Source organism: Streptomyces sp. NPDC037290 (assembly GCF_055603245.1).
Genome location: NZ_JBVJVZ010000023.1, coordinates 30,657 through 52,267, shown reverse-complemented (window position 1 = coordinate 52,267; position 21,611 = coordinate 30,657). Strand labels below are relative to the sequence as shown.

At 71.3% G+C, this 21,611-nt stretch carries 22 protein-coding genes and 1 pseudogene; 13 read left to right on the top strand and 10 right to left on the bottom strand.

Annotated features, from left to right (window positions below):
* The first annotated feature begins 11 nt into the window (after positions 1 to 11).
* Both ACZ7HQ_RS38720 and ACZ7HQ_RS38715 read left to right on the top strand, forming a co-directional pair.
* Positions 12 to 263 (top strand): hypothetical protein, encoded by a 252-nt coding sequence (locus tag ACZ7HQ_RS38720; RefSeq protein ID WP_471000275.1) that lies wholly within the window; start codon positions 12 to 14, stop codon positions 261 to 263.
* An 11-nt stretch (positions 264 to 274) separates the two neighbouring features.
* On the top strand, positions 275 to 1,462 hold the full coding sequence (locus ACZ7HQ_RS38715) for an SPFH domain-containing protein (RefSeq protein WP_471000272.1): 1,188 nt from the start codon (positions 275 to 277) through the stop codon (positions 1,460 to 1,462).
* On the opposite strand, the gene ACZ7HQ_RS38710 is transcribed toward ACZ7HQ_RS38715, so the two are convergent.
* On the bottom strand, positions 1,459 to 1,941 hold the full coding sequence (locus ACZ7HQ_RS38710) for a hypothetical protein (protein WP_471000268.1): 483 nt from the start codon (positions 1,939 to 1,941) through the stop codon (positions 1,459 to 1,461). The genes ACZ7HQ_RS38715 and ACZ7HQ_RS38710 overlap by 4 nt on opposite strands.
* Positions 1,942 to 2,070: 129 nt before the next feature.
* Positions 2,071 to 2,865: an MBL fold metallo-hydrolase gene (locus ACZ7HQ_RS38705; RefSeq protein ID WP_471000265.1), complete on the bottom strand. Its 795-nt coding sequence runs from the start codon at positions 2,863 to 2,865 to the stop codon at positions 2,071 to 2,073.
* Between the two features lie 80 nt (positions 2,866 to 2,945).
* Between ACZ7HQ_RS38705 and ACZ7HQ_RS38700 the strand changes: the two genes are divergently transcribed.
* On the top strand, positions 2,946 to 3,569 hold the full coding sequence (locus ACZ7HQ_RS38700) for a CGNR zinc finger domain-containing protein (protein ID WP_471000262.1): 624 nt from the start codon (positions 2,946 to 2,948) through the stop codon (positions 3,567 to 3,569).
* A 130-nt stretch (positions 3,570 to 3,699) separates the two neighbouring features.
* Here ACZ7HQ_RS38700 and ACZ7HQ_RS38695 read toward each other — a convergent pair.
* Positions 3,700 to 3,849, bottom strand: a pseudogene (locus tag ACZ7HQ_RS38695) (M55 family metallopeptidase); the annotation flags it as partial.
* A gap of 89 nt (positions 3,850 to 3,938) precedes the next feature.
* Between ACZ7HQ_RS38695 and ACZ7HQ_RS38690 the strand changes: the two are divergent.
* Both ACZ7HQ_RS38690 and ACZ7HQ_RS38685 read left to right on the top strand, forming a co-directional pair.
* Positions 3,939 to 4,214 (top strand): hypothetical protein, encoded by a 276-nt coding sequence (locus ACZ7HQ_RS38690; RefSeq protein WP_471000259.1) that lies wholly within the window; start codon positions 3,939 to 3,941, stop codon positions 4,212 to 4,214.
* Positions 4,215 to 4,371: 157 nt separating this feature from the next.
* Positions 4,372 to 6,198, top strand: a complete 1,827-nt coding sequence (locus tag ACZ7HQ_RS38685) for a phosphatidylglycerol lysyltransferase domain-containing protein (RefSeq protein WP_471000257.1) — start codon at positions 4,372 to 4,374, stop codon at positions 6,196 to 6,198.
* Between the two features lie 44 nt (positions 6,199 to 6,242).
* Here the strand turns inward: ACZ7HQ_RS38685 and ACZ7HQ_RS38680 are convergent, their stop codons facing one another.
* The 5 genes from ACZ7HQ_RS38680 to ACZ7HQ_RS38660 all read right to left on the bottom strand — a co-directional run bounded on the left by ACZ7HQ_RS38680 (position 6,243) and on the right by ACZ7HQ_RS38660 (position 11,269).
* Positions 6,243 to 7,652 carry a sensor histidine kinase gene (locus tag ACZ7HQ_RS38680; protein ID WP_471000254.1) on the bottom strand — a complete coding sequence of 470 codons (1,410 nt, stop codon included), beginning with the start codon at positions 7,650 to 7,652 and terminating at the stop codon, positions 6,243 to 6,245.
* On the bottom strand, positions 7,653 to 8,399 hold the full coding sequence (locus ACZ7HQ_RS38675; RefSeq protein WP_471000251.1) for a response regulator transcription factor: 747 nt from the start codon (positions 8,397 to 8,399) through the stop codon (positions 7,653 to 7,655).
* A gap of 201 nt (positions 8,400 to 8,600) precedes the next feature.
* Positions 8,601 to 9,221, bottom strand: a complete 621-nt coding sequence (locus tag ACZ7HQ_RS38670; RefSeq protein ID WP_471000248.1) for an FMN reductase — start codon at positions 9,219 to 9,221, stop codon at positions 8,601 to 8,603.
* Complete coding sequence (locus ACZ7HQ_RS38665; RefSeq protein ID WP_471000245.1) at positions 9,218 to 10,303, bottom strand: LLM class flavin-dependent oxidoreductase; 1,086 nt, start codon at positions 10,301 to 10,303, stop codon at positions 9,218 to 9,220. The genes ACZ7HQ_RS38670 and ACZ7HQ_RS38665 overlap by 4 nt, the downstream gene beginning before the upstream one ends.
* A gap of 75 nt (positions 10,304 to 10,378) precedes the next feature.
* The gene (locus ACZ7HQ_RS38660) at positions 10,379 to 11,269 is read right to left on the bottom strand and encodes an NADP-dependent oxidoreductase (RefSeq protein WP_471000243.1); all 891 of its coding nucleotides are present in this window, start codon (positions 11,267 to 11,269) and stop codon (positions 10,379 to 10,381) included.
* Between the two features lie 134 nt (positions 11,270 to 11,403).
* Between ACZ7HQ_RS38660 and ACZ7HQ_RS38655 the strand changes: the two genes are divergently transcribed.
* From ACZ7HQ_RS38655 to ACZ7HQ_RS38640, 4 genes are read left to right on the top strand one after another with little or no spacing between them, the layout of a single operon-like run.
* Positions 11,404 to 11,808, top strand: coding sequence for a winged helix-turn-helix transcriptional regulator (locus tag ACZ7HQ_RS38655; protein ID WP_471000240.1), 405 nt, complete (start codon positions 11,404 to 11,406; stop codon positions 11,806 to 11,808).
* 33 nt (positions 11,809 to 11,841) lie between these two features.
* Positions 11,842 to 12,180, top strand: coding sequence for a YnfA family protein (locus ACZ7HQ_RS38650; RefSeq protein ID WP_471000235.1), 339 nt, complete (start codon positions 11,842 to 11,844; stop codon positions 12,178 to 12,180).
* 55 nt (positions 12,181 to 12,235) lie between these two features.
* On the top strand, positions 12,236 to 12,997 hold the full coding sequence (locus tag ACZ7HQ_RS38645; protein ID WP_471000233.1) for an SDR family NAD(P)-dependent oxidoreductase: 762 nt from the start codon (positions 12,236 to 12,238) through the stop codon (positions 12,995 to 12,997).
* Positions 12,997 to 13,152: a hypothetical protein gene (locus tag ACZ7HQ_RS38640; protein WP_471000230.1), complete on the top strand. Its 156-nt coding sequence runs from the start codon at positions 12,997 to 12,999 to the stop codon at positions 13,150 to 13,152. The genes ACZ7HQ_RS38645 and ACZ7HQ_RS38640 overlap by 1 nt, the downstream gene beginning before the upstream one ends.
* Positions 13,153 to 13,159: 7 nt before the next feature.
* On the opposite strand, the gene ACZ7HQ_RS38635 is transcribed toward ACZ7HQ_RS38640, so the two are convergent.
* Positions 13,160 to 14,353: an RtcB family protein gene (locus ACZ7HQ_RS38635; RefSeq protein ID WP_471000227.1), complete on the bottom strand. Its 1,194-nt coding sequence runs from the start codon at positions 14,351 to 14,353 to the stop codon at positions 13,160 to 13,162.
* 222 nt (positions 14,354 to 14,575) lie between these two features.
* Here ACZ7HQ_RS38635 and ACZ7HQ_RS38630 point away from each other — a divergent pair, with 222 nt between their 5' ends.
* The 3 genes from ACZ7HQ_RS38630 (at position 14,576) to ACZ7HQ_RS38620 (ending at position 17,817) form a co-directional block, all read left to right on the top strand.
* Positions 14,576 to 15,448: a DUF3558 domain-containing protein gene (locus ACZ7HQ_RS38630; protein WP_471000224.1), complete on the top strand. Its 873-nt coding sequence runs from the start codon at positions 14,576 to 14,578 to the stop codon at positions 15,446 to 15,448.
* Between the two features lie 128 nt (positions 15,449 to 15,576).
* On the top strand, positions 15,577 to 16,458 hold the full coding sequence (locus ACZ7HQ_RS38625) for a DUF3558 domain-containing protein (RefSeq protein WP_471000221.1): 882 nt from the start codon (positions 15,577 to 15,579) through the stop codon (positions 16,456 to 16,458).
* 120 nt (positions 16,459 to 16,578) lie between these two features.
* Positions 16,579 to 17,817 carry a DUF2637 domain-containing protein gene (locus ACZ7HQ_RS38620; protein WP_471000218.1) on the top strand — a complete coding sequence of 413 codons (1,239 nt, stop codon included), beginning with the start codon at positions 16,579 to 16,581 and terminating at the stop codon, positions 17,815 to 17,817.
* 86 nt (positions 17,818 to 17,903) lie between these two features.
* On the opposite strand, the gene lysS is transcribed toward ACZ7HQ_RS38620, so the two are convergent.
* Positions 17,904 to 19,643: a lysine--tRNA ligase gene (lysS, locus tag ACZ7HQ_RS38615; RefSeq protein WP_471000215.1), complete on the bottom strand. Its 1,740-nt coding sequence runs from the start codon at positions 19,641 to 19,643 to the stop codon at positions 17,904 to 17,906.
* 149 nt (positions 19,644 to 19,792) lie between these two features.
* Between lysS and argS the strand changes: the two genes are divergently transcribed.
* Entirely contained in the window at positions 19,793 to 21,571 is a 1,779-nt protein-coding gene (argS, locus tag ACZ7HQ_RS38610; RefSeq protein WP_471000213.1) for an arginine--tRNA ligase, read from the top strand.
* Positions 21,572 to 21,611: the final 40 nt, after the last annotated feature.

The following is a 21,611-nucleotide window of genomic DNA, read 5'->3' as shown; positions in this document are numbered from 1 at the left end:
GACGGCCGGTGATGCCGCAGGACGAGGCCGTGATCGGCTGCATGGGCAAGGTGCTCATCGGGACGCGGGGGGCCGCGGGCCCCGGTGAGGTCCTGGTGCGGGTCAGGGGCGGCTCCGAGACCTTCCTGGCGTGGTCCGAGGATCCCCTGCCCGCGGGCGCCACGGTCCTCGTGATCGAATCACGGGGATGCCGCGAGGTCGGCGTCATCGAGTGGGTGGATCCATTGGAGGCGCTCGGCGGACAGGCCGCCGGCGCAGGCTGAGGAGTACAAGCATGTTCGGATACCGCGTTCCCGCTCCCGACGAGGCGATGTTGATCTCGGGGGGCCGGCGGGGACTGGGGGGCGCGCCGTTCCGAGTGGTGACGGGTCACGGCAAGTTCGTGCTCCCGGTCTTCCGTAAGGTCCGGTTCCTCACGCTGTCGATGTGCGAGGCCGAGGTCACCGAGACCTGTGTGACCAAGCAGGGCATCTCGCTGCACGTCCGCGCGGTGATCGCGTTCAAGGTCGGCAACGACCACGAGAGCATCATCAACGCCGGTCAGCGCTTCCTGTCCGACCAGGAGCAGATGTCGGTGCTCACCGGCCGGATCTTCGCCGGCCACCTGCGGGCGATCATCGGCTCGATGACGGTCGAGGAGATCGTCACCGAGCGGCAGAAGCTCGCCGCGGAGGTGCTGGACACCTCCAAGACGGAGATGGCGAAGATCGGCCTGATCGTCGACTCGCTGCAGATCCAGTCGATCGACGACGGCGACACCGGCTACATCGACGCGATGTCGGCCCCGCACAAGGCGGCCATCCAGCGGCAGGCGCAGATCGCGCAGGCCCAGGCCACCCAGGCCGCGGTCGAGGCGGAGCAGGAGGCGGCCCGCAAGCAGGCGGAGTACGCCCGGCAGACCGCCATCGTCAAGGCCGAGTACTCGGCCGAGGTGGACCGCGCCCAGGCGCAGGCCGCGCAGGCCGGACCGCTGGCCCAGGCGCACGCGCAGCAGGAGGTGCTGTCCGCCCAGACGGAGCTGGCTCAGCGCCAGGCCGAACTGCGTCAGAAGCAGCTGGTGGCCGAGGTCGTCAAGCCCGCCGAGGCCGAGGCCGAGAGGGTCAGGATCCTTGCCGCCGCTGAGGCCCAGCGCATGAAGATCCAGGCGGAGGCCGCCGCCTCCTACGACCGGGTCGCGCTGGACCGGATGCTCATCGACCAGCTCCCGCAGATCGTGAAGGAGGCCGCGGGCGGCCTGTCCGGCGCCAACGTGAACGTCCTGAACGGCGCGGACGGTCTCGGCGAGATCGCCGCCGGCCTGGTGTCCCAGGGCCTGACCATCCTCGACTCCGTCCGGCAGAACCTGAACGGCGGCCAGGACAAGGACGGCCAGGGCACCCGGGGCGACCTCAACGGCCTGCTCCAGCTGCGCTCGGGCAAGGAGCGGGCGTCGGACGACGACGGTCCGGTGGACGTCGACTAGTCGCCCCGCGGGTTCAGCGGTTGGTCGCCCGCCGGGTTCAGCCGGGACAGGCCGTCGGGTGTCCGCCGCGCCGCCCCGGCTGGTCGCCCTCGCGCGGCGGCAGCCGCATGTCGGACACGGCCCGGCGCCCCTTTCGGGTCGCTGTCCTGCACGACCGTCACCTGGCGGTCCGGGCCCCGACGTTCCAGCTCGTCCGGCACCGCCACCGCCAGGTCCTCGGCGCTGATCCACGACCGGCCGTCGGCGCCGAGGAGCAGGGTGTCCGTGCCGCGCCGGCAGCGGCCGGTCCGTGTGCCCGGTTCCAGTACGGCCGGCGGACTCAGGCAGACCCAGTCGGCGCCGGGGTGGGACGAGCCGGCGGCGGTCCGCGGCGGGGAACTGGCCATCGCCTTCCTCGGGCTGCCGCAGGGCGAGCGGCCGGCCTGGAGACCGTGGTGCTCGATCACGACCGGCATGTGCTGGTGGTGCCTGCCGGTCACCGGCCGGCGGGCGCCTCCCCGGTCTCGCTGACGGAGATCGCCGGGGAGATGTTCGTGCACTTCGTGGCCGGCACCCCCGCCCGCGCCCAGTCCGGCGGTCGGTACGGTCCTGACCCGCCGGCGAGCCGGTCAGTCCAGCTGGAGCCGGTCCGCCAGGCCCACCTCCTCGAATGCCGTCACCACGTGCTCACGGCCCTCGGTGAAGTGGGCCCAGCTGTCGCAGTGGGCCGGTACCACCCGGCGGGCACCGAGCAGCCGGGCGGCGGTGGCCGTGCCCTTGCCGTCGAGCACGAGGAGGGCGTCGTCGAGGGCGGGCATCCGGGGCGCGCCGGCGAAGAGGACGGCGGTGTCGACCGGGGCGTACCGCTCGGCGATCTCCTGGACCAGTTCCAGGGAGGCGTTGTCCCCGCTGACGTAGACGCTGGGCAGGTCGGCGGAGGTGAGCAGGAAACCGGTGACCTCGCCGACGAAGGGCTCGGAGCCCTCGGGGCCGTGCAGGGCCGGGGCGGCGGTCACGGTGACCGTGCCGCCGTCGGGGCGGGGCAGGTCGACGGACTGCCAGGGGGTGAGGGGCTCGGTGGCGCCGCCGAGCCGGCCGGCCGCCGCGGGCGTGGTGAAGGTGCGGGGGGTGCCGGCGAGTACGGCCCGGCCGGAGTGGTCGAGGTTGTCGGCGTGCTGGTCGTGCGAGAGCAGGACGACGTCCACGGGGCCGAGCCCGGCGGCGCTCGTGCGGGGCGGGGCGGTCTTGGTCAGGGTCCGGCCGCTGGGCGACGGATAGTCGCCGGGGTCGTCGAAGGTGGGGTCGGTGAGGAAGCGGAGTCCGCCGTACTCGATGAGGACGGTGGGGCCGCCGAGGACGCGGACGGGGATGCGCTCTTCGGCGGCGGGGACGGGGGCGGGGGATGCGAAGGGTGTTGCGGCCATACCAACTCACCTCACGGATAGCGTGTGTGTCATCCGTGAGAGACGCTACCCCTGCCTCACGGATGACCGCAAGCCGTACCATGAGAACCGTGAACCCCGTGATCCCCGCAGAGGAGAGTGCCGAGCCGGTCCCGCCGCCCGCGCCCGGCGCCGCGCAGCACCCCGCCCTCGACCTCGCCAACAGCGCGGTCGCCCTGCCCGGCGGACAGCGCGTCGACCTCCTCGACACGCCCGCCGCGGCACAGCGCTGGCTGGTGGACCGCGGGCTCGCCCCGGCCGGTGCCGACCTGCGCGAGACGTGCGCGAGCCGGCTGCGGGCCCTGCGGGAGCGGATCCGCACGCTGCTCGCCGCCCGCGTCGAGGGCCGCCCCGCCCCCGCCGACGCCCTCGCCGCCGTCAACGAGGCGCTCACCCTCGCCCCGGCCGCCTCGCTGCTGCACTGGTCCCCCGAGCGGGGCCTGTACCGCTCCGCCGCCCACCCCGTCACCCAGATCGTCGAGCACGCCCTGGCAAGCCTCGCCGCCGACGCCGCCGACCTGCTCACCGGCCCCGACGCCGACCGCCTCACCGCCTGCGGCTCCGCCCCCTGCAACCGCTACCTGCTCCGGCACGGCCGCCGCCACTGGTGTTCCACCCGCTGCGGCGACCGCGCCCGCGCGGCCCGCGCCTACGCCCGCCGCACGGGGCGGACCGGCGAGGACTGAGCGGACCCCTGCCGAAGGCCCGCGGGAACGAGCACGTCACGGGCACCGTGACGCCCGACGCGTCCCACGCCGTCACCTCCGCACACGCCACGTCGTCGGTGCGGGCCGGCACGGGCACGCCCGCCCGCCCACCCGCCGCCAGCGCGCCCCGCACGGTCGCGTTCACGTCCTCGGTCATCATGGAACGACCGCGCTCGTGGTCCCGGCCGCCCGGCCGGACGCCGTCGGCGTCCACGAGCCCGGTGACGCCTTCCATGTCCGCGCCGATGTACATGCGCACGGCGTCGACCCGGTCGGACCCTACGTATTGTAGGTTCCCAACCACCGGCGGCCACGCGCCCGTTCACACGTCTGTTCATCGGGGGACCCATGCAGGACACGGAAACGGAAGCCGGTGGGGACGTCTGCGTGCGCAGTCTCGCGCCCACGCTGGCCCTGCTGGCCGTCAGCCTGCTCGTCGCCGCCGTCGGCGTGTACGAGCTGTGCGGCTTCGGTCTGCACAGCCTCGACCGGCGCCCGCACCTGTTCAGCGACGGTCTCGCGACCGGCGGGGTGATCGTCGCCGTGGTCGCGGCCGGCGCGGCGGTGGGCAACCTGGCCTGGCACCTGATGGCGGCCCGGCGTGGCAGGGAAAGGGCGGGGTAAGAGACGCGACGGGGGAAGGGGTTGGGTAAGAGGCACGGCACGGGAAGGGCGTGAGTAAGAGCCGATGCCGGTACGCTCCCGATGCACAGGCACACTGCCCTACAAACTGTAGGGTAAGCGTCTGCCCCGTCCCTCCCACCCAAGGTGACCAGTCACCATGCCCGCTGAAGCGTCGACTGTGACCGCCGCCAAGGTCCCCGGCCAGCGCGGTACGCGCCGCGAGTCCCGGATCCCCGCACCCAGCCCCCGGCTTCGCTCGGCGGCAGCCTCCGGCACCGTGTGGTACCTGCGGCTGATCGCCGTGTTCAACATCATCGCGGTGATCTCGCTGCCGTTCCGCAAAGAGGTGGAGGAGCACAACGACGGCAAGCTCTTCACCGCCCGCCACGTACACGCGCACACGCACCACGCGGGTCAGTTCTTCACCCCGTACCTGGCCACCGCCGGCCTGGTCTCGGCGGCGGCGGCGATCTTCCTGGCGCTGGTGATGCGGCGCGGCAAGCGGGCCGCCTGGGTCGTCAACCTGCTGCTCGCCGGCCCCCTGTTCGTGCTCTACGTCCTCGCCCTCACCCAGCACCCGTTCCGCGACCACGTCTTCAACTGGGTCTCCACCGCCCTCACCGGTCTCTTCGTGGCCGCGCTGCTGGTCGGCCGCCGGGAGTTCAACGCCGTCGGCGACCCCTCCAACCCGAAGCTCGCGCTGGCCGTCGGCGCCAGCGGCATCCTGGTCACCGGTGGCGTCGGCACACTGCTCGTGCACGCGACCAACAACCTGACCGGTGCCACCCTGTTCGACGAGCTGGCCTACACCCTGCTGCGCGGCATCAGCGTCGGCCCGCTCGCCGACCGGGTCGACTCCGTGCACGCGCCCCGCTGGGTCGACATCATCATCAATGTCCTGCTCGCCGCGGCCTTCTGCCTGGTCCTGTACGCCTGCTTCCGCTCCCCGCGCGGCCGCCGGCTCCTCACCTCCGAGGACGAGGAGCGACTGCGCGGACTGCTCGACAAGCACGGCGCCCGCGACTCCCTCGGCTACTTCGCGCTGCGCCGCGACAAGGCCGCGATCTTCTCCCCCACCGGCAAGGCCGCCGTCACCTACCGTGTCGTCGGCGCGGTCTCCCTCGCCTCCGGCGACCCGATCGGCGACCCCGAGGCCTGGCCCGGCGCCATCGACGCCTGGCTCACCGAGGCCCGCCGGCACGCCTGGACCCCGGCCGTCATGGGCGCGAGCGAGGAGGCCGGCACGATCTACGCCCGGCACGGCCTGGACGCTCTCGAACTCGGTGACGAAGCGATCGTGGACATCGCCGACTTCACCCTCGACGGCCGCGCCATGCGCGTGGTCCGCCAGGCCCACAACCGGGTCAAGCGGGCCGGCTACACGGTTCGCATCCGCCGCCACGAGGACATCCCCGCCGACGAGCTGGCCCTCCTGATCGACCGCGCCGACCGCTGGCGCGACGGCGCGACCGAGCGCGGCTTCTCCATGGCCCTCGGCCGCCTCGGCGACCCGGCGGACGGTCGCTGCGTGATGCTGGAGTGCCGCGACGCGAACGACGAGCCGCGCGCCCTGCTCAGCTTCGTCCCCTGGGGCGAGCACGGCCTGTCCCTGGACCTGATGCGCCGCGACCGCGACTGCGAGAACGGCCTGATGGAGTACATGGTGGTGGAACTCCTGCTGCGCGCGAAGGAGTTGGAAGTCCACCGGGTGTCCCTGAACTTCGCGATGTTCCGCTCGGTCTTCGAACGCGGTGCCCGCCTCGGCGCGGGCCCCGTGCTGCGCCTGTGGCGCTCCACGCTCACGTTCTTCTCCCGCTGGTGGCAGATCGAGTCCCTCTACCGGGCCAACGCCAAGTACCGCCCCGTCTGGGAACCGCGCTTCCTGCTGTTCGCCAAGAGCAGCGACATCCCGAGGATCGGTCTGGCGAGCGCCCGCGCGGAGGGGTTCCTGGAGCTGCCCGGGATGGGCGGACGGCGGTCGTAGGCCGGCGGTGTGCGCGGGGCCGGCGGGCGTACGGGACCGGCCGCTCAGCCGCCCACCGTGAAACCGATCACCGCTCCGCCGCCCTCCCGCCGGAAGGCGAACGGCGCTCCGCCATGCGCCATGGCGATCTCGCGGACGATCGACAGGCCGAGGCCGGAGCCCGGCAGGGAGCGCGCGTCCGCGGCGCGGTAGAAGCGGTCGAAGATCCGGATCAGGTCGCCGTCGGCGATCCCGGGTCCCCGGTCCAGCACCTCCACCCGCACGGTCCCGGACCGCGCCGGCCCGGTGATGCTGACCTCGATCGGCGCCTTGCCGCCCCGGTCGAACTTGGCCGCGTTCTCCACCAGGTTCGACATGGCCCGCTGCAGCATCCCGGGCCGCCCGTCGGTGGTCGTGTCCCCGCTCGTGCGGAGCACGATTTCGCGGCCGGTACGGCGCTTGGCGAGACCCACGACGTCCTCGGCGATGTCGGCGAGGTCCACCCGCTGCGGGGGCTCGGTGTCGGACTGCCCGGCGGCGAGATCGACCAGCTCGTTGACCAGGTCGGTCAGCTCCCGCGCCTCCTGGCCGAGGTCGGCGACCAGGTCCTCCCGGGTGGCGGGCGGAAGCTCGTCGATGCGGCGGAGCAGGGAGATGTTCGTACGCAGGGACGTCAGCGGGGTGCGCAGCTCGTGTCCCGCGTCCTGGACCAGCCTGCGCTGGTCCTCCTCGGACTGGGCGAGCCGGCCCAGCATGCGGTCGAAGGCGCGGCCGAGCCGGCCCACCTCGTCGAGCCCGGCCACCGGCACCTCGATGCCCAGCTGGCGGGTGCGGGCCACGTCCTCCGCCGCGGAGGTGAGGATCACCAGGCGCCGGGTGATCCGGCGGGCCAGCCACCACCCGAACAGGCCGGCCGCCACCACGACCGCCGCCATCAGGATCAGCGTGCGCTGCTGCAGCGTCCGCAGCAGGTCCTCGGTGTCGCTGAACTCCTGGGCGACCTGGACCGCGCCCCGCCCGTCGCCGAGCGAGACGGTGGCGACGCGGAACAGGTCCGTGTCCACCAGTACGTCCTTGTGCTCGACGACCTTCCCGGCCGTCACCGCGAGCGCCATGGCCTTGTCACGGGAGGTGACGGGCAGGCTCGGGTTGCCGTGGTCGACGATCTGGCCCTGAGCGCCCAGCACCTGCACGTCGGTGCGCGCGGGCCGCACCAGGTCGTGCCCGGGCCGGGAGGAGGAGAAGTCGTCGGGGACCATCTCGTGCTGCCGTACCTCGTCCCGTACGTCCTGCACGACCTGCGTGAACACCGACTGCTGGTCGACGCGGACCAGCCGCGCGGCGGAGCCGTACGACAGGATGCCGACGAGGATCGTGACGGCGGCGGTGACGGCTGCGAAGGAGACGGCGAAGGTGGTGCGCAGGGAGACCAGCTTGGGCCGGCCGGGGGCCAGCAGCCGCCGCAGGCGGCCCACCTAGTCCTCCCGGAGCACGTAACCCACACCCCGCACGGTGTGGATCAGCTGCGGGGCGCCGGGCTCGTCCAGCTTGCGGCGCAGATAGCCGACGTACACGGCGAGGTTCTTCGAGCCGGGCCCGAAGTCGTAGCCCCAGATCCGGTCGTAGATCGTGGAGTGGTCGAGCACGATGCCCGCGTTGCGCACGAGCAGTTCCAGCAGCTCGAACTCGGTGCGGGTCAGCTCCAGCTCGCGCTTGCCGCGCCAGGCACGGCGGGCCTGGAGGTCCATGCGGATGCCGGCGGCCTCGACCTGCCGGTCGGACAGCTGGACGTCCCGGACGCCGGTCTCGGCGCCGCCCCCGCCGCCCGCGCCGTTGCCGCTGCCGGCGGCCACCGGGCTAGTCCGGCGCAGCAGGGCGCGCAGCCGCGCGAAGACCTCCTCGACGTCGAACGGCTTGACCACGTAGTCGTCGGCCCCGGCGTCCAGGCCCGCGATGCGGTCGGCGGTCTCGACGAGGGCGGTGAGCATGAGGATCGGAGTCCGGTTGCCCTCGGCGCGCAGCACCCGGCAGACCTGCAGGCCGTCGATCCCCGGCATCATGACGTCGAGGAGGAGGACGTCCGGCGGGGTCTTGTGGGCCTGCGCCAGCGCTTCCACGCCGTCGGCGACCGCCGTCACCTCGTACCCTTCCAGGGTCAGGGCACGCTCAAGGGCATGACGGATGGCACGGTCGTCTTCAGCGAGCAGCACAGTCTGGGGCACGCACCCAGTCTGCCAAGGCCTCCGGCAGTTCGGCCGGGGCTGGTGGGCCTACGATCACCCTTTTTACCGGCCTCTCACCGTCACAGGGGCAACCGGTACCTGGGTTCTACCGTCTTCTCACCGTCCGCCGCGGCCGGCCCCCGCTCCGGTCCCGAACGGGCCCCGAACCGGCCTCGCTCCGGTCCCGAACGGGCCTCGCCCTCACGCGCCGGACGGGCTGAGTCGCGCCAGCTGCTCCTCGAAGGGCACGACCTCGAACCCGGCCGCGGTGTCCGTCTCGATCCCGCCCGGGCTGTCCGCCCCGGCCGCCGACAGCCCGGTCATGAGGCCGGCCAGCTCCCCCGCCGCCCGCTCGATCCGCCCCGGGAGCCCTTCCTCGCCCCAGTCCTCCGACGCGGCATAGACGCCCGTCGGCACGACGACGGCCCGCAGATGGGCGAACAGCGGACGCAGCGCGTGCTCCAGCACCAGCGAGTGCCGGGCCGTACCCCCGGTGGCGGCGATCAGCACCGGCTTGCCGGTCAGCGCGTCCTTGTCCAGTACGTCGAAGAACGACTTGAACAACCCGCTGTACGAGGCGGCGAACACCGGCGTGACCACGATCAGCCCGTCGGCCCCCGCCACCGACTCCTGCGCGGCGGCGAGCGCCTTCCCGGCGAACCCGTTGGTGAAGGTGTGCGCGATCTCGACCGCGAGCTCCCGCAGCTCGATCACCCGGAGGCCGACCGGTGTCCGCCGGTCCACCGCGGCGGCCAGCCGGTCGGCCAGCAGCCGGGTGGAGGACGGGACGCTCAGCCCCGCCGACACGACGACGAGCCTCATGCGGCGGTCACCTCCCGGGATGCCCTCAGGGAGGCGTGGGTGGGCGCCTCGGGCACGTCCGCCGGACGGCCGGCCGCGAACTCCTTGCGCAGCACCGGTACGACCTCCTCGCCGAGCATGTCGAGCTGCTCCAGCACGGTCTTCAGCGGCAGCCCCGCGTGGTCCATCAGGAACAGCTGGCGCTGGTAGTCGCCGGCGTACTCGCGGAAGGACAGGGTCTTCTCGATCACCTGCTGCGGGGAGCCGACCGTCAGCGGGGTCTGCTCGGTGAAGTCCTCCAGGGAGGGACCGTGGCCGTAGACCGGCGCGTTGTCGAAGTAGGGCCGGAACTCGCGCACCGCGTCCTGCGAGTTCCTCCGCATGAACACCTGGCCGCCGAGCCCGACGATCGCCTGCTGGGGCGTGCCGTGCCCGTAGTGGGCGTAGCGGTTCCGGTACAGCTCGACCATCCGCTTGGTGTGCTCAGCCGGCCAGAAGATGTTGTTGTGGAAGAAGCCGTCGCCGTAGTAGGCCGCCTGCTCGGCGATCTCGGGCGAGCGGATCGAGCCGTGCCAGACGAAGGGCGGGACACCGTCGAGCGGGCGCGGCGTGGAGGTGAAGCCCTGCAGCGGGGTGCGGAACTTCCCCTCCCAGTCCACGACGTCCTCGCGCCACAGCCGGCGCAGCAGGGCGTAGTTCTCGATGGCGAGGTTGATCCCCTGCCGGATGTCCTGGCCGAACCAGGGGTAGACCGGCCCGGTGTTGCCGCGGCCCGTCATCAGGTCGACGCGCCCGTCGGCCAGGTGCTGGAGCATCGCGAAGTCCTCCGCGATCTTCACCGGGTCGTTGGTGGTGATCAGGGTGGTGGAGGTGGAGAGGACCAGCTTCCGCGTCCGCGCCGCTATGTAGCCGAGCATCGTGGTCGGCGACGACGGCACGAACGGCGGGTTGTGGTGCTCGCCGGTGGCGAAGACGTCCAGGCCGACTTCCTCGGCCTTCAGCGCGATGGCGACCATGGCCTTGATGCGCTCCGCCTCGGTCGGCGTACGCCCCGTGGTGGGGTCCGGCGTGACGTCGCCGACCGTGAAGATCCCGAACTGCATGGTCGCTCATCCTCCAGGTGGTTGACCATTCAACTATATCTCGTCGAACGGTCACCCGACCCGGGCTATTCCCGGCTACGGCACCAGCACCAGCCGGCCGCGCACCCCGCCCTCCGCCAGCCGGGCGTGCGCCTTCGCGGCTTCCTCCAGGGCGTACGCCCGAGCCACCCGCAGCGTCAGCACCCCCTCGTCCACCAGCCGGACCAGCTCCGCCAGCTGCGCCGCGTCCGGCCGCACCGACACGGCGGCGGTCCGCACCCCACGCACCGGCCCCGGCTGCCCACCGGGCCGCACCCCCATGAACGCGCCGCCGTCCCGCACCCACTCCAGCGCCGGCTCCCCTAGCACCGCCGCGTCCAGCACCGCGTCCACACCGCCCGGCTCGACCCCGTCGGCCGTGAAGCGCGCGGCTCCCAGCGACCGCACCAGCTCCTCGTCACCCGCGCGGGCCTGTCCCACGACCTCGATCCCGCGCCGCGCGGCGAGCTGCACCGCGAACCCGCCGACCGCGCCCGCCGCACCCGTCACCAGCAGCGACGCGCCCGGCGCGAGCTCCAGCTGGTCCAGGGCCTGCAGCGCGGTCAACCCGTTCAGCGGCAGCGTGCCCGCGTGCACCGCGTCCACCGAGACCGGCGCCTTCGCCACCGCGCCCGCGTCCACGACGACGTACTCGGCGTGCGCACCCAGCGGGTCGGCCACCCCCGGCACCAGCGCCACCACCGCGTCACCGGCCTCCCACGCCACGGACGCCCCGACCGCGTCCACCGTCCCGGCCACGTCCCAGCCGAGCCCCAGCGTCCGGTCGGACCCGCCGAAGAAGCCGGCCCGCACGGCCACGTCCACCGGGTTCAGCGCACCGGCCGCGACCTTGATCCGCACCTGCCCCGCCCCCGGCTCGGGCACCGCCACGTCCGCGACCTCGACGACCTCCGGCCCGCCGAACGTCCGCACCACCACAGCACGCATGTCAACTCTCCTGATTCACAAGGTGTTTGATGCTCTTCGCGGCGGTTTCCCGCCCGCAGCACCAACCCTAGGAGAGGTACTATCTCTCGGTAAGTAGTTACCTGTGAGTGCGTTGGTGACCCGAAGGAGAGCCCATGGCGACCATGACCGCGGCCGAGCGCCGCGAACAGGCACGGACCGAGTACGACGCCTTCCTCCGCAGCTGCCCGAGCCACCAGCTGCTCGGCCGCCTCAGCGACAAGTGGGTCGGCCTGGTCATCGCCGCCCTGTCCAGCGGATCCCTTCGCTACAGCGACCTCGGCCGCAGAATCCCGGGCGTCAGCCCCAAGATGCTCACCCAGACCCTGCGCACCCTCGAACGGGACGGCATCATCGACCGCGCGGTCACCCCGTCCGTCCCGGTGCGCGTCGACTACGCACTCACCCCGCTCGGCGCCAGCCTCGCCGGGCTGCTGACCGCGGTGAAGGACTGGGCGGAGACCCACTTCGAGGAGGTACGCGCCGCCCGCGAGCGCTACGACGGCGAGAACGCCGCCTGAGCCCCGGCAGCCCCGCATGCCAAGCTGCTGTCCATGCCGATCCTCCGCTCCGCCGCCCTGTTCGTCGTCGCCGCACTCTTCGAGATCGGCGGCGCCTGGCTGATCTGGCAGGGCGTGCGCGAGCACCGGGGCTGGCTGTGGATGACCGGCGGCGTGCTGGCCCTCGGCGCGTACGGGTTCGTCGCCACCTTCCAGCCGGACGCCCACTTCGGCCGCATCCTGGCCGCGTACGGCGGGATCTTCGTGGCGGGCTCGCTCCTGTGGGGCGTCGTGGCCGACGGCTACCGCCCCGACCGCTACGACATCGTCGGCGCGCTGATCTGCCTGGCCGGAATGTCCGTGATCATGTGGGCGCCGAGGAACGGCGGCTGAGCCTCACTTACGCTGGACGGAGCCCTTCTCGGCCCCCGGATCACAGGAGCTGCCCATGACCCCCGCCTCCCGCATCGCCGTCGTCACCGGGGCGAGCAGCGGCATCGGCGCCGCCACGGCCCGGCAGCTCGCGGAGGCCGGCTACCGCGTGGTCCTCACCGCCCGCCGCAAGGACCGGATCGAGGCGCTGGCGGAGGAGCTGGGCAAGGCGGGCCACTCGGCCGTGGCCTACCAGCTGGACGTGACCGACCGCGCCGCGGTGGACGAGTTCGCCACGGCGTTCCAGACGATCGGCGTCCTGGTCAACAACGCGGGCGGCGCCCTCGGCGCGGACCCGGTGGCCACCGGCGACCCGGCGGACTGGCGCACGATGTACGAGACGAACGTCATCGGCACCCTGAACCTCACCCAGGCCCTGCTGCCGAAGCTGGTGGCGAGCGGCGACGGCGTCATCGTCGTCGTGTCCTCCACCGCCGGGCACGGCACGTACGAGGGCGGCGGTGGCTATGTGGCCGCCAAGCACGGCACCCACGTCCTCGCCGAGACCCTCCGCCTGGAGATCGTCGGCCAGCCGGTCCGCGTCATCGAGATCGCGCCCGGCATGGTCAAGACCGAGGAGTTCGCCCTGACCCGCTTCGCCGGCGACGAGGCGAAGGCGTCCAAGGTCTACGAGGGCGTGGCCGAGCCCCTCACCGCGGACGACGTGGCGGAGACGATCACCTGGGCGGTCACCCGCCCCAGCCACGTCAACGTGGACCTCCTGGTCCTCCGCCCCCGCGCCCAGGCGTCCAACACCAAGGTCCACCGGGAACCGTGATGCACGAGGACAACTCCGCCGAGTCCCTGGAGAAACGCCGCCTGGCCCAGGAGACCAGGGACGAACGCAAGGTCTGGTACTTCCTGGGCTACTTCCTCTTCGGCATCCACATCGTGGCGTTCGTCATGATCTACGCGGTCCGGCACGGCCACTGACGGCACGTCAGCCCTTCACGCAGACGACCTGCCTGAGCTTCGCCACGACCTCGACGAGATCCCGCTGCTGGTCGATGACCTGGTCGATCGACTTGTAGGCGCCCGGGATCTCGTCCACGACGCCGGAGTCCTTGCGGCACTCCACGCCCCGGGTCTGCTCCTCCAGGTCCTTCGTCGAGAAACGCTTCTTCGCGGCGTTGCGGCTCATCCGCCGGCCGGCGCCGTGCGAGGCCGAGTTGAAGGACTTCTCGTTGCCGAGACCCTTCACGATGTACGAGCCCGTACCCATGGAGCCCGGGATGATCCCGTACTCGCCCGAGCCGGCCCGGATCGCGCCCTTGCGGGTGACGAGCAGGTCCATGCCCTCGTACCGCTCCTCCGCCACGTAGTTGTGGTGGCAGGAGATCTCCGGCTCGAAGACCGGCTTGGCCTTCTTGAACTCCTTGCGGATGACGTCCTTCAGCAGTGCCATCATCAGCGTGCGGTTGTACTTGGCGTACTCCTGCGCCCAGAACAGGTCGTTGCGGTAGGCCGCCATCTGCGGGGTGTCCGAGACGAAGACCGCCAGGTCGCGATCGACCAGGCCCTGGTTGTGCGGCACCTTCTGGGCCACGCCGATGTGGTGCTCGGCGAGTTCCTTGCCGATGTTGCGGGAGCCGGAGTGGAGCATGAGCCACACGGCGCCGGTGGTGTCCGTGCAGATCTCGATGAAGTGGTTTCCGCTTCCGAGCGTTCCCATCTGCTTCGATGCACGCTCCTGACGGAACCTGACCGATTCAGCCACCCCGTCAAACCGGCCCCAGAACCCGTCCCACCCAGCGGTCGCCAGCCCGTGGAAGTCCCCCGGCTCCACGGGGTCCTCGTGCATCCCCCGCCCCACCGGAATCGCCTGCTCGATCTTCGACCGGAGCCGGGACAGGTCACCGGGCAGGTCGTTCGCCGTCAGTGACGTCTTCACCGCCGACATCCCGCACCCGATGTCCACCCCGACCGCCGCCGGGCACACCGCGCCCTGCATGGCGATGACCGACCCGACCGTCGCGCCCTTGCCGTAGTGCACGTCCGGCATCACGGCCAGGCCCTTGATCCACGGCAGGGTCGCCACGTTCTGGAGCTGATGCAGGGCCACGTCCTCGACCGTCGCGGGGTCCGTCCACATCCGGATCGGGACCTTCGCGCCCGGCATCTCCACGTACGACATACGTTCCTCATCCCCCGAAAAAGACAACAAAGGCTTACTTCAAGCTTATAAGTCACAAAACGCAATAACGGCGCCAAGGTCGGTGAAAAAGGACAAGGGACCGGCGGCCACGGCAGTGCGTGCGATACACATTGTCTCCAGGGGGCGCCCCGCTGCGGCAAGCGATTAACCAGCGGGGACACTGGAGCACCGAGCGAGCGCACACCCGAGAGGAGCCCGACCGTGCAGCGGAAGGCGTACGTATCCGGCACCGCCGCCCTCCTCGCGGCGCTGCTGGCCGGCTGCACGAGCGGCTCGGGCGGCGACAGTCCCACGGACAACGCCAATCCGGGCGACGCCGGCACCGCCACGGCGGTCGCCCAGCCCGGTAAGTACCGCACCCTCCCCGAACCCTGCGGCGCGGTCGGCCACGACACCCTCGACGCGTTGCTGCCCGGCGTCAGGCAGCTCACCGACCCGGTCCAGCGGGACAAGGCCTACCAGGGCGAGGCAGCGCTCACCTACAACACCGATCGCAAGGTCGGCTGTCACTGGAAGGTGGAGTCCCCGAACGCCACCGACCGCCTCTCGGTCGACTTCGAGCGCGTGGTGTCGTACGACAACGCGGTCAGCGACGACGACCAGGCGCAGCAGCTGTTCGAGGAAAAGGAGTCGGCCGCCGGCATCCCCGAGCCGAGCGGTTCCTCGGCGACGAGCGGGGCGCCCGCGCCCTCGGCCACGTCGGCGCCGGCCTCCGGTGGCACCCCCTCGGCCTCGGCCCCCGCCTCCGCCTCGGCCCCCGTCAGCGGCGACGCCTCCGGCTCCGGCTCTCCCTCCGGCTCCGGCTCTCCCTCCGGCTCGGCCTCCGCGGCCGATCTCCAGCCGCGGCTCCTGGCCGATCTCGGTGACGAGGCGTATCTGGACGACCAGCTCGACTCGTCCGGTTCGACCGTCGGGCAGCGGACGGTGACTGTGGCGTTCCGCACGTCCAACGTCGTCGTCACCATCGAGTACGAGGAGCAGCCGACCGCCACCGGAACGCTCCCCGACAGCAAGGAAATGCAGGACAGGGCCCGTAATCTGGCTTCTCAACTCGATGACGCGCTGGGCGGTTGAGGGCCGGCCGAGCCGCTCGCCCCGCCGTCCGCAAAGCCCCCGAACGGAAACCGCGCAGCTCCTTCACCGCGTACCGTGGGCCCCCGCAGGAACCCGCACGACCACCGAGTGTCATGAGTGAAGGAACCATGCAGCGAGCAGCCCAGCGAGACGACCGTGCCCAGCTGAAGACGCGTGGCAAGCGCCTGAGCCGTGTTCTTGTCTGCGCGGCAGCCGTTCCGGCGGTGCTGATCACCGCCGCCTGTTCGTCGGACTCGGGCGACTCCCAGGGCAAGGGCACGGACAGCAGCGCCCAGCAGTCCGCCGGCGGCAGCACGAAGCCGTCGGCGAGCGCGTCCCCGACCGTGCAGGCCGCGGCGTACCAGAAGCTTCCCGACGCGTGCGGGGTGCTGTCCAAGAAGACCCTGACGAACCTCGTGCCGAAGGGCGCCTCGGCGGGCAAGAAGGGCAGTTCGGACGAGCCGTCGTCGCGTGCCTCCTGCTCCTGGAGCAGCCTGGACAACAACGGCGTGAAGGGTTCGCAGTTCCGCTGGCTGAACGTCTCCCTGCTCCGCTTCGACTCGGACGCCACGCGCGGCTCCGGTGGCGCCCAGGCGCACACGTACTTCGGCCAGCAGGTCAAGGACGCCGCGGCGGTGGACGGCGCGCAGAACACCAGGGAGACCCCGCTGTCCGGCACGGGCACGGAGGCGACCGCCGTGCGCTACGACCTGAAGAAGAAAGAGGGTCTCTTCAAGCAGCAGACGGTGGTCACGCGGGTCGAGAACGTGGTGATCACCCTCGACTACAACGGCGCCGGTCTCGCGGGCGAGAAGACCCCGGACGCCGACGACCTGACGAAGGCCGCGCAGCAGGCGATCAAGGAGGTGGTCGGTTCGGTGTCGTCCGCCAACGGTGCCTCCTCCTCGGCCTCGCCGTCGCAGTCGGCATCGAAGTCCGCCTCCAAGTCGCCGTCCAAGTCGGCCTCTTCCAGCGCTTCTCCGTCCAAGTCGGCCGCGAAGAAGAACTGAGCGAGGGGCCCGAAGCCCCGACCGGTACGACGTTCGCCGTATGCGTGTGCCACCCTGTTGCGCGCAACAACAGGCAATGGGAGGGGAGTACGCGTGGCCGCGCCACTGAAGCTGACTCGGATGCACCGCGTTCTCATCGGCGTGGTCGTGACCGGCGCCTTGATCATCGCCGGAATCGGCTTCGCCGGCTCCTACGCGGCCGTCCGTGCGCTGGCCCTCAAGAAGGGCTTCGGGAACTTCTCCTACGTGTTCCCGGTCGGCATCGACGCGGGCATCTGTGTCCTGCTGTCCCTGGACCTGCTACTGACCTGGATCCGCATCCCGTTCCCGCTGCTGCGCCAGACGGCGTGGCTGCTGACGGCGGCGACCATCGCGTTCAACGGCGCCGCCGCCTGGCCGGACCCGCTGGGCGTCGGCATGCACGCGGTGATCCCGGTGCTGTTCGTGGTCGCGGTGGAGGCCGCCCGGCACGCGATCGGCCGCATAGCCGACATCACGGCCGACAAGCACATGGAGGGCGTCCGCCTCACCCGCTGGCTGCTCTCCCCGGTCCCCACGTTCCTGCTGTGGCGCCGGATGAAGCTGTGGGAGCTGCGTTCCTACGACCAGGTGATCAAGCTGGAGCAGGAACGCCTCGTCTACCAGGCGCGGCTGCGTTCCCGCTTCGGCCGGGCGTGGCGCAGGAAGGCTCCGGTGGAGTCCCTGATGCCGCTGCGCCTGGCGCGCTACGGCGTCCCGCTCGCGGAGACGGCCCCGGCGGGGCTCGCGGCGGCGGGGATAGAGCCGAGCCTGCTACCCGCCGTGGCAGCGGACAGTCGTGCCGCTTCCGCGGCGCCCGTCCCGCAGAGGGCGGCACCTGCCGGCGAGCAGCGCCCCGCACTGCCGGGCCAGAACGCCGGGCAGCCGGAAAACGCCCCGGTGGACGAGCAGAGCCCCTGGTTCCAGGCCCAGCAGCAGATCGAGTACCACGGCGGCTACGACCCGGCGTACGACCCGATGCTGCAAGAACCTCAGTACGCGCCCGACGAACAGTACGAGGAGTGGTACGAGGACCAGCAGCCGCAGGACTTCCAGCAGCCCTCCCCGGAGGAGACGGGCAGCTTCCCCATCCCGGTCGGCCCGAACCGCACCCGCGAGCTGGGCGAGGGCGGCGGCACGCCCCGGGTCGAGCCGGGCGAGGAGGAGTTCTACCAGGTCTTCCGCCAGTCGATCGACGGCAGCTACCCCACCGCCGGCCAGTTCCGCGGCGACGTGGAGGCGACGTACGGCATATCCCTGCCGCAGCGTGACGCCGAGCGCATGGTCAACCGCTTCACCAACCGCCACACGGCGGAACTGCAGGAAGACCACATCGCGTAACAAAGAGCGGCGGCCAGGGAAAGCAACAAAGGGGAAGGGGCCCTCTGCCGAGGGCCCCTTCCCCTTTGCCGCTTCTCTTGTGCCGCCTACTCCCCGAGCAGCCTGCGCACGCGCTCCTGCCCGACCGCGAGCAGCAGCGTGGGCAGCCGCGGCCCGGTGTCCCGCCCGACCAGCAGGTGGTACAGCAGCGCGAAGAACGACCGCTGGGCCGTCTTGATCTCCGGCGGCAGTTCCTTCGGCGTGGCGTCGGCCGGGAACCCGGCCTGCACCTTGGGGACGCCGTACACGAGGTGGGTCAGCCCGTCGAGCGACCAGTGCTCGGCGAGCCCGTCGAGCAGCAGCCGTACCGACTGCTGGGACGCCTCGTCGAGGGACTTCAGCAGCTCGGCGTCGGGCTCGTCGCGCACGATGGTCCGCTGGTCGGCGGGGACGTGCGTGTTGATCCACGCCTCGGCCTTGTCGTACCGCGGCCGCGCCTCGTCCAGGGACGCCAGCGGCTGCTCCGGGTCCAGCTCGGAGAGGATCCGCAGCGCCTGGTCCTCGTGCCCGGCGGTGATGTCGGCGACGGACGCGAGCGTGCGGTACGGCAGCGGACGTGCGGTCTTGCGCAGCTCACCGGCGGCCGTACCGACCGCCCGGGTGTACGCGGCGACGTCGGCCGGCAGCGCGGAGCCGTCGGTGACCTTCCCCGCGAGCTTGTCCCACTCGTCGTACAGCCGCTGGATCTCCTGGTCGAAGGCGATCTTGAACGACTGGTTGGGCCTGCGGCGGGCGTAGAGCCAGCGCAGGATCTGCGGCTCCATGATCTTCAGTGCGTCGGCGGGGGTCGGGACCCCACCGCGCGACGAGGACATCTTCGCCATGCCGGAGATGCCCACGAAGGCGTACATGGGGCCGATCGGCTGCTTCCCGCCGAAGATCCCGACGATCTGCCCGCCGACCTGGAAGCTCGAACCGGGCGAGGAGTGGTCCACACCGCTCGGCTCGAAGACCACGCCCTCGTACGCCCAGCGCATCGGCCAGTCGACCTTCCAGACCAGCTTGCCGCGGTTGAACTCGCTCAGCCGGACGGTCTCGGCGAAGCCGCACGCGGTGCAGGTGTACGCCAGCTCGGTGCTGTCGTCGTCGTAGGAGGTGACGGTCGTCAGGTCCTTCTCGCAGTTGCCGCAGTACGGCTTGTACGGGAAGTAGCCGGCGGAACCGGAGCTGCCGTCGTCCTCGGACGCGGCGCCCGAGCCCTCCTCGGCCTCCAGCTCCGCCTCGTCGACGGCCTTCTGCTGCTGCTTCTTCGGGGCCTTCTTCGTGCGGTACTGGGCGAGGATCGCGTCGATGTCGCCGCGGTGCCTCATGGCGTGCAGGATCTGCTCGCGGTAGACACCGGAGGTGTACTGCGCGGTCTGGCTGATCCCGTCGAACTCGACACCCAGCTCGGCCAGCGAGGCGACCATCGCGGCCTTGAAGTGCTCGGCCCAGTTCGCGTACGACGACCCGCGCGGCGCCGGGACGGAGGTCAGCGGCTTGCCGATGTGCTCCGCCCACGACTCGTCGATCCCCGCGATGCCCGCCGGAACCTTCCGGTAACGGTCGTAGTCGTCCCAGGAGATCAGGTGCCGGACCTGGTACCCGCGGCGGCGGATCTCGTCGGCGACGAGGTGCGGCGTCATGACCTCGCGCAGGTTGCCGAGGTGGATCGGACCCGACGGCGAGAGGCCGGACGCGACGACGACCGGTTTGCCCGGGGCCCGGCGCTCCGACTCCTCGATGACCTCATCCGCGAAACGGGAGACCCAGTCGGTGGTCTCGGTGCTCTGAGCCACGATCGGCACGTCCTTCTTTCTGAACGGGGTGGCACTCCATCTGATCGGGGTGACACTCCATTCTCACAGACCGGCTCGCGCCCGCGAAAACGGCTTTACCTGCCATGGGATACTGGCTGGGACTATCCATCCCCACGAGGAGAACGGCACCCATTCCTATGGCCTCGGTCACGTCCCTCAGCGATTCCGTCGAGCAGCACCTCGCGTCCGCCCTCTCGGCCACCCTGCCGGAGGCCGCCGGCGCGGACCCGCTGCTGCGACGAAGCGACCGGGCCGACTTCCAGGCCAACGGCATCCTGGCGCTCGCGAAGAAGGCGAAGGCGAACCCGAGGGAGCTGGCGACGCAGGTCGTCTCCCAGGTCGTCACCGGCGACGAGCTGATCCAGGACGTCGAGGTCTCGGGCCCCGGCTTCCTCAACATCACGGTCGCGGACCAGGCGATCACCCGGAACCTCGCCGCTCGGTACGCGGACGAGACGGGCCGCCTCGGTGTGCCGACGGCCGACCAGCCGGGCACGACGGTGATCGACTACGCCCAGCCGAACGTGGCGAAGGAGATGCACGTAGGCCACCTCCGCTCGGCCGTGATCGGTGACTCGGTGGTGCAGATCCTCGAGTTCACCGGTGAGAACGTGATCCGCCGGCACCACATCGGCGACTGGGGCACGCAGTTCGGCATGCTCATCCAGTACCTGGACGAGCACCCGCACGAGCTGGACCACAAGGCGTCCACCGAGGACACCGCCGCTTCGGGCGAGGAGGCGATGTCGAACCTCGACCGTCTCTACAAGGCCGCGCGGAAGAAGTTCGACTCCGACGAGGAGTTCAAGACCCGCGCCCGCCGCCGGGTGGTCGACCTCCAGGCCGGCGACCCGCAGACGCTCGCCGCCTGGCAGAAGTTCGTGGACGAGTCGAAGATCTACTTCTTCTCCGTCTTCGAGAAGCTGGACATGGAGATCCGCGACCCGGACATCGTCGGCGAGTCGGGGTACAACGACATGCTGGCCGAGACCTGCCGCCTCCTGGAGGAGTCGGGCGTGGCGGTCCGCAGCGAGGGCGCCCTCTGTGTCTTCTTCGAGGACGTCAAGGGCCCGGACGGCAACCCGGTCCCGCTGATCGTCCAGAAGTCGGACGGCGGCTACGGCTACGCGGCCACCGACCTGTCCGCGATCCGCGACCGCGTCTTCAACCTCAAGGCCAACACCCTCCTGTACGTGGTGGACGCCCGCCAGGCGCTGCACTTCAAGATGGTCTTCGAGACCGCGCGGCGGGCCGGCTGGCTGAACGAGGACGTGACGGCGTTCCAGCTGGCGTTCGGCACGGTCCTCGGCAAGGACGGCAAGCCGTTCAAGACGCGTGAGGGCGAGACGGTCCGCCTGGTGGACCTGCTCGACGAGGCGATCGACCGCGCCTCGGCGGTCGTACGGGAGAAGGCCCAGGACCTCTCCGAGGAGGAGATCGCCGAGCGCGGCACCCAGGTGGGCATCGGCGCGGTGAAGTACGCGGACCTGTCGACGTCGGCGAACCGGGACTACAAGTTCGACCTGGACCAGATGGTCTCGCTGAACGGCGACACGTCCGTCTACCTGCAGTACGCGTACGCCCGTATCCAGTCCATCCTCCGCAAGGCCGGCGAGACCCGCCCGGCCGCGCACCCGGAGCTGGCACTGGCCGACGCCGAGCGCGCCCTGGGCCTGCACGCGGACGCGTTCGCGCAGACGGTGACGGAGGCGGCGGCGGAGTACGCCCCGCACAAGCTGACGGCCTACCTCTACCAGCTGGCGTCCCTGTACACCTCCTTCTACGACAAGTGCCCGGTCCTGAAGGCCGAGACGCCGCAGCAGGTGGAGAACCGCCTGTTCCTGTGCGACATCACGGCCCGCACCCTGCACCAGGGGATGGCACTGCTGGGCATCCGGACGCCGGAGAAGCTCTGACCCTCTGACCGGCGCCCCTTAGAGTCTGTGGAGCCGTCCA

What these genes read in the sequence shown, in the direction of transcription:
- ACZ7HQ_RS38720 (WP_471000275.1), top strand. Translation starts at nt 12, where the DNA reads ATGCCGCAGGACGAGGCCGTGATCGGCTGCATGGGCAAGGTGCTCATC.
- ACZ7HQ_RS38715 (WP_471000272.1), top strand. Translation starts at nt 275, where the DNA reads ATGTTCGGATACCGCGTTCCCGCTCCCGACGAGGCGATGTTGATCTCG.
- ACZ7HQ_RS38705 (WP_471000265.1), bottom strand. Translation starts at nt 2,865, where the DNA reads ATGGCCGCAACACCCTTCGCATCCCCCGCCCCCGTCCCCGCCGCCGAA.
- ACZ7HQ_RS38700 (WP_471000262.1), top strand. Translation starts at nt 2,946, where the DNA reads ATGAGAACCGTGAACCCCGTGATCCCCGCAGAGGAGAGTGCCGAGCCG.
- ACZ7HQ_RS38690 (WP_471000259.1), top strand. Translation starts at nt 3,939, where the DNA reads ATGCAGGACACGGAAACGGAAGCCGGTGGGGACGTCTGCGTGCGCAGT.
- ACZ7HQ_RS38685 (WP_471000257.1), top strand. Translation starts at nt 4,372, where the DNA reads ATGCCCGCTGAAGCGTCGACTGTGACCGCCGCCAAGGTCCCCGGCCAG.
- ACZ7HQ_RS38670 (WP_471000248.1), bottom strand. Translation starts at nt 9,221, where the DNA reads ATGAGGCTCGTCGTCGTGTCGGCGGGGCTGAGCGTCCCGTCCTCCACC.
- ACZ7HQ_RS38665 (WP_471000245.1), bottom strand. Translation starts at nt 10,303, where the DNA reads ATGCAGTTCGGGATCTTCACGGTCGGCGACGTCACGCCGGACCCCACC.
- ACZ7HQ_RS38660 (WP_471000243.1), bottom strand. Translation starts at nt 11,269, where the DNA reads ATGCGTGCTGTGGTGGTGCGGACGTTCGGCGGGCCGGAGGTCGTCGAG.
- ACZ7HQ_RS38655 (WP_471000240.1), top strand. Translation starts at nt 11,404, where the DNA reads ATGGCGACCATGACCGCGGCCGAGCGCCGCGAACAGGCACGGACCGAG.
- ACZ7HQ_RS38650 (WP_471000235.1), top strand. Translation starts at nt 11,842, where the DNA reads ATGCCGATCCTCCGCTCCGCCGCCCTGTTCGTCGTCGCCGCACTCTTC.
- ACZ7HQ_RS38645 (WP_471000233.1), top strand. Translation starts at nt 12,236, where the DNA reads ATGACCCCCGCCTCCCGCATCGCCGTCGTCACCGGGGCGAGCAGCGGC.
- ACZ7HQ_RS38640 (WP_471000230.1), top strand. Translation starts at nt 12,997, where the DNA reads ATGCACGAGGACAACTCCGCCGAGTCCCTGGAGAAACGCCGCCTGGCC.
- ACZ7HQ_RS38635 (WP_471000227.1), bottom strand. Translation starts at nt 14,353, where the DNA reads ATGTCGTACGTGGAGATGCCGGGCGCGAAGGTCCCGATCCGGATGTGG.
- ACZ7HQ_RS38625 (WP_471000221.1), top strand. Translation starts at nt 15,577, where the DNA reads ATGCAGCGAGCAGCCCAGCGAGACGACCGTGCCCAGCTGAAGACGCGT.
- ACZ7HQ_RS38620 (WP_471000218.1), top strand. Translation starts at nt 16,579, where the DNA reads ATGCACCGCGTTCTCATCGGCGTGGTCGTGACCGGCGCCTTGATCATC.
- argS (WP_471000213.1), top strand. Translation starts at nt 19,793, where the DNA reads ATGGCCTCGGTCACGTCCCTCAGCGATTCCGTCGAGCAGCACCTCGCG.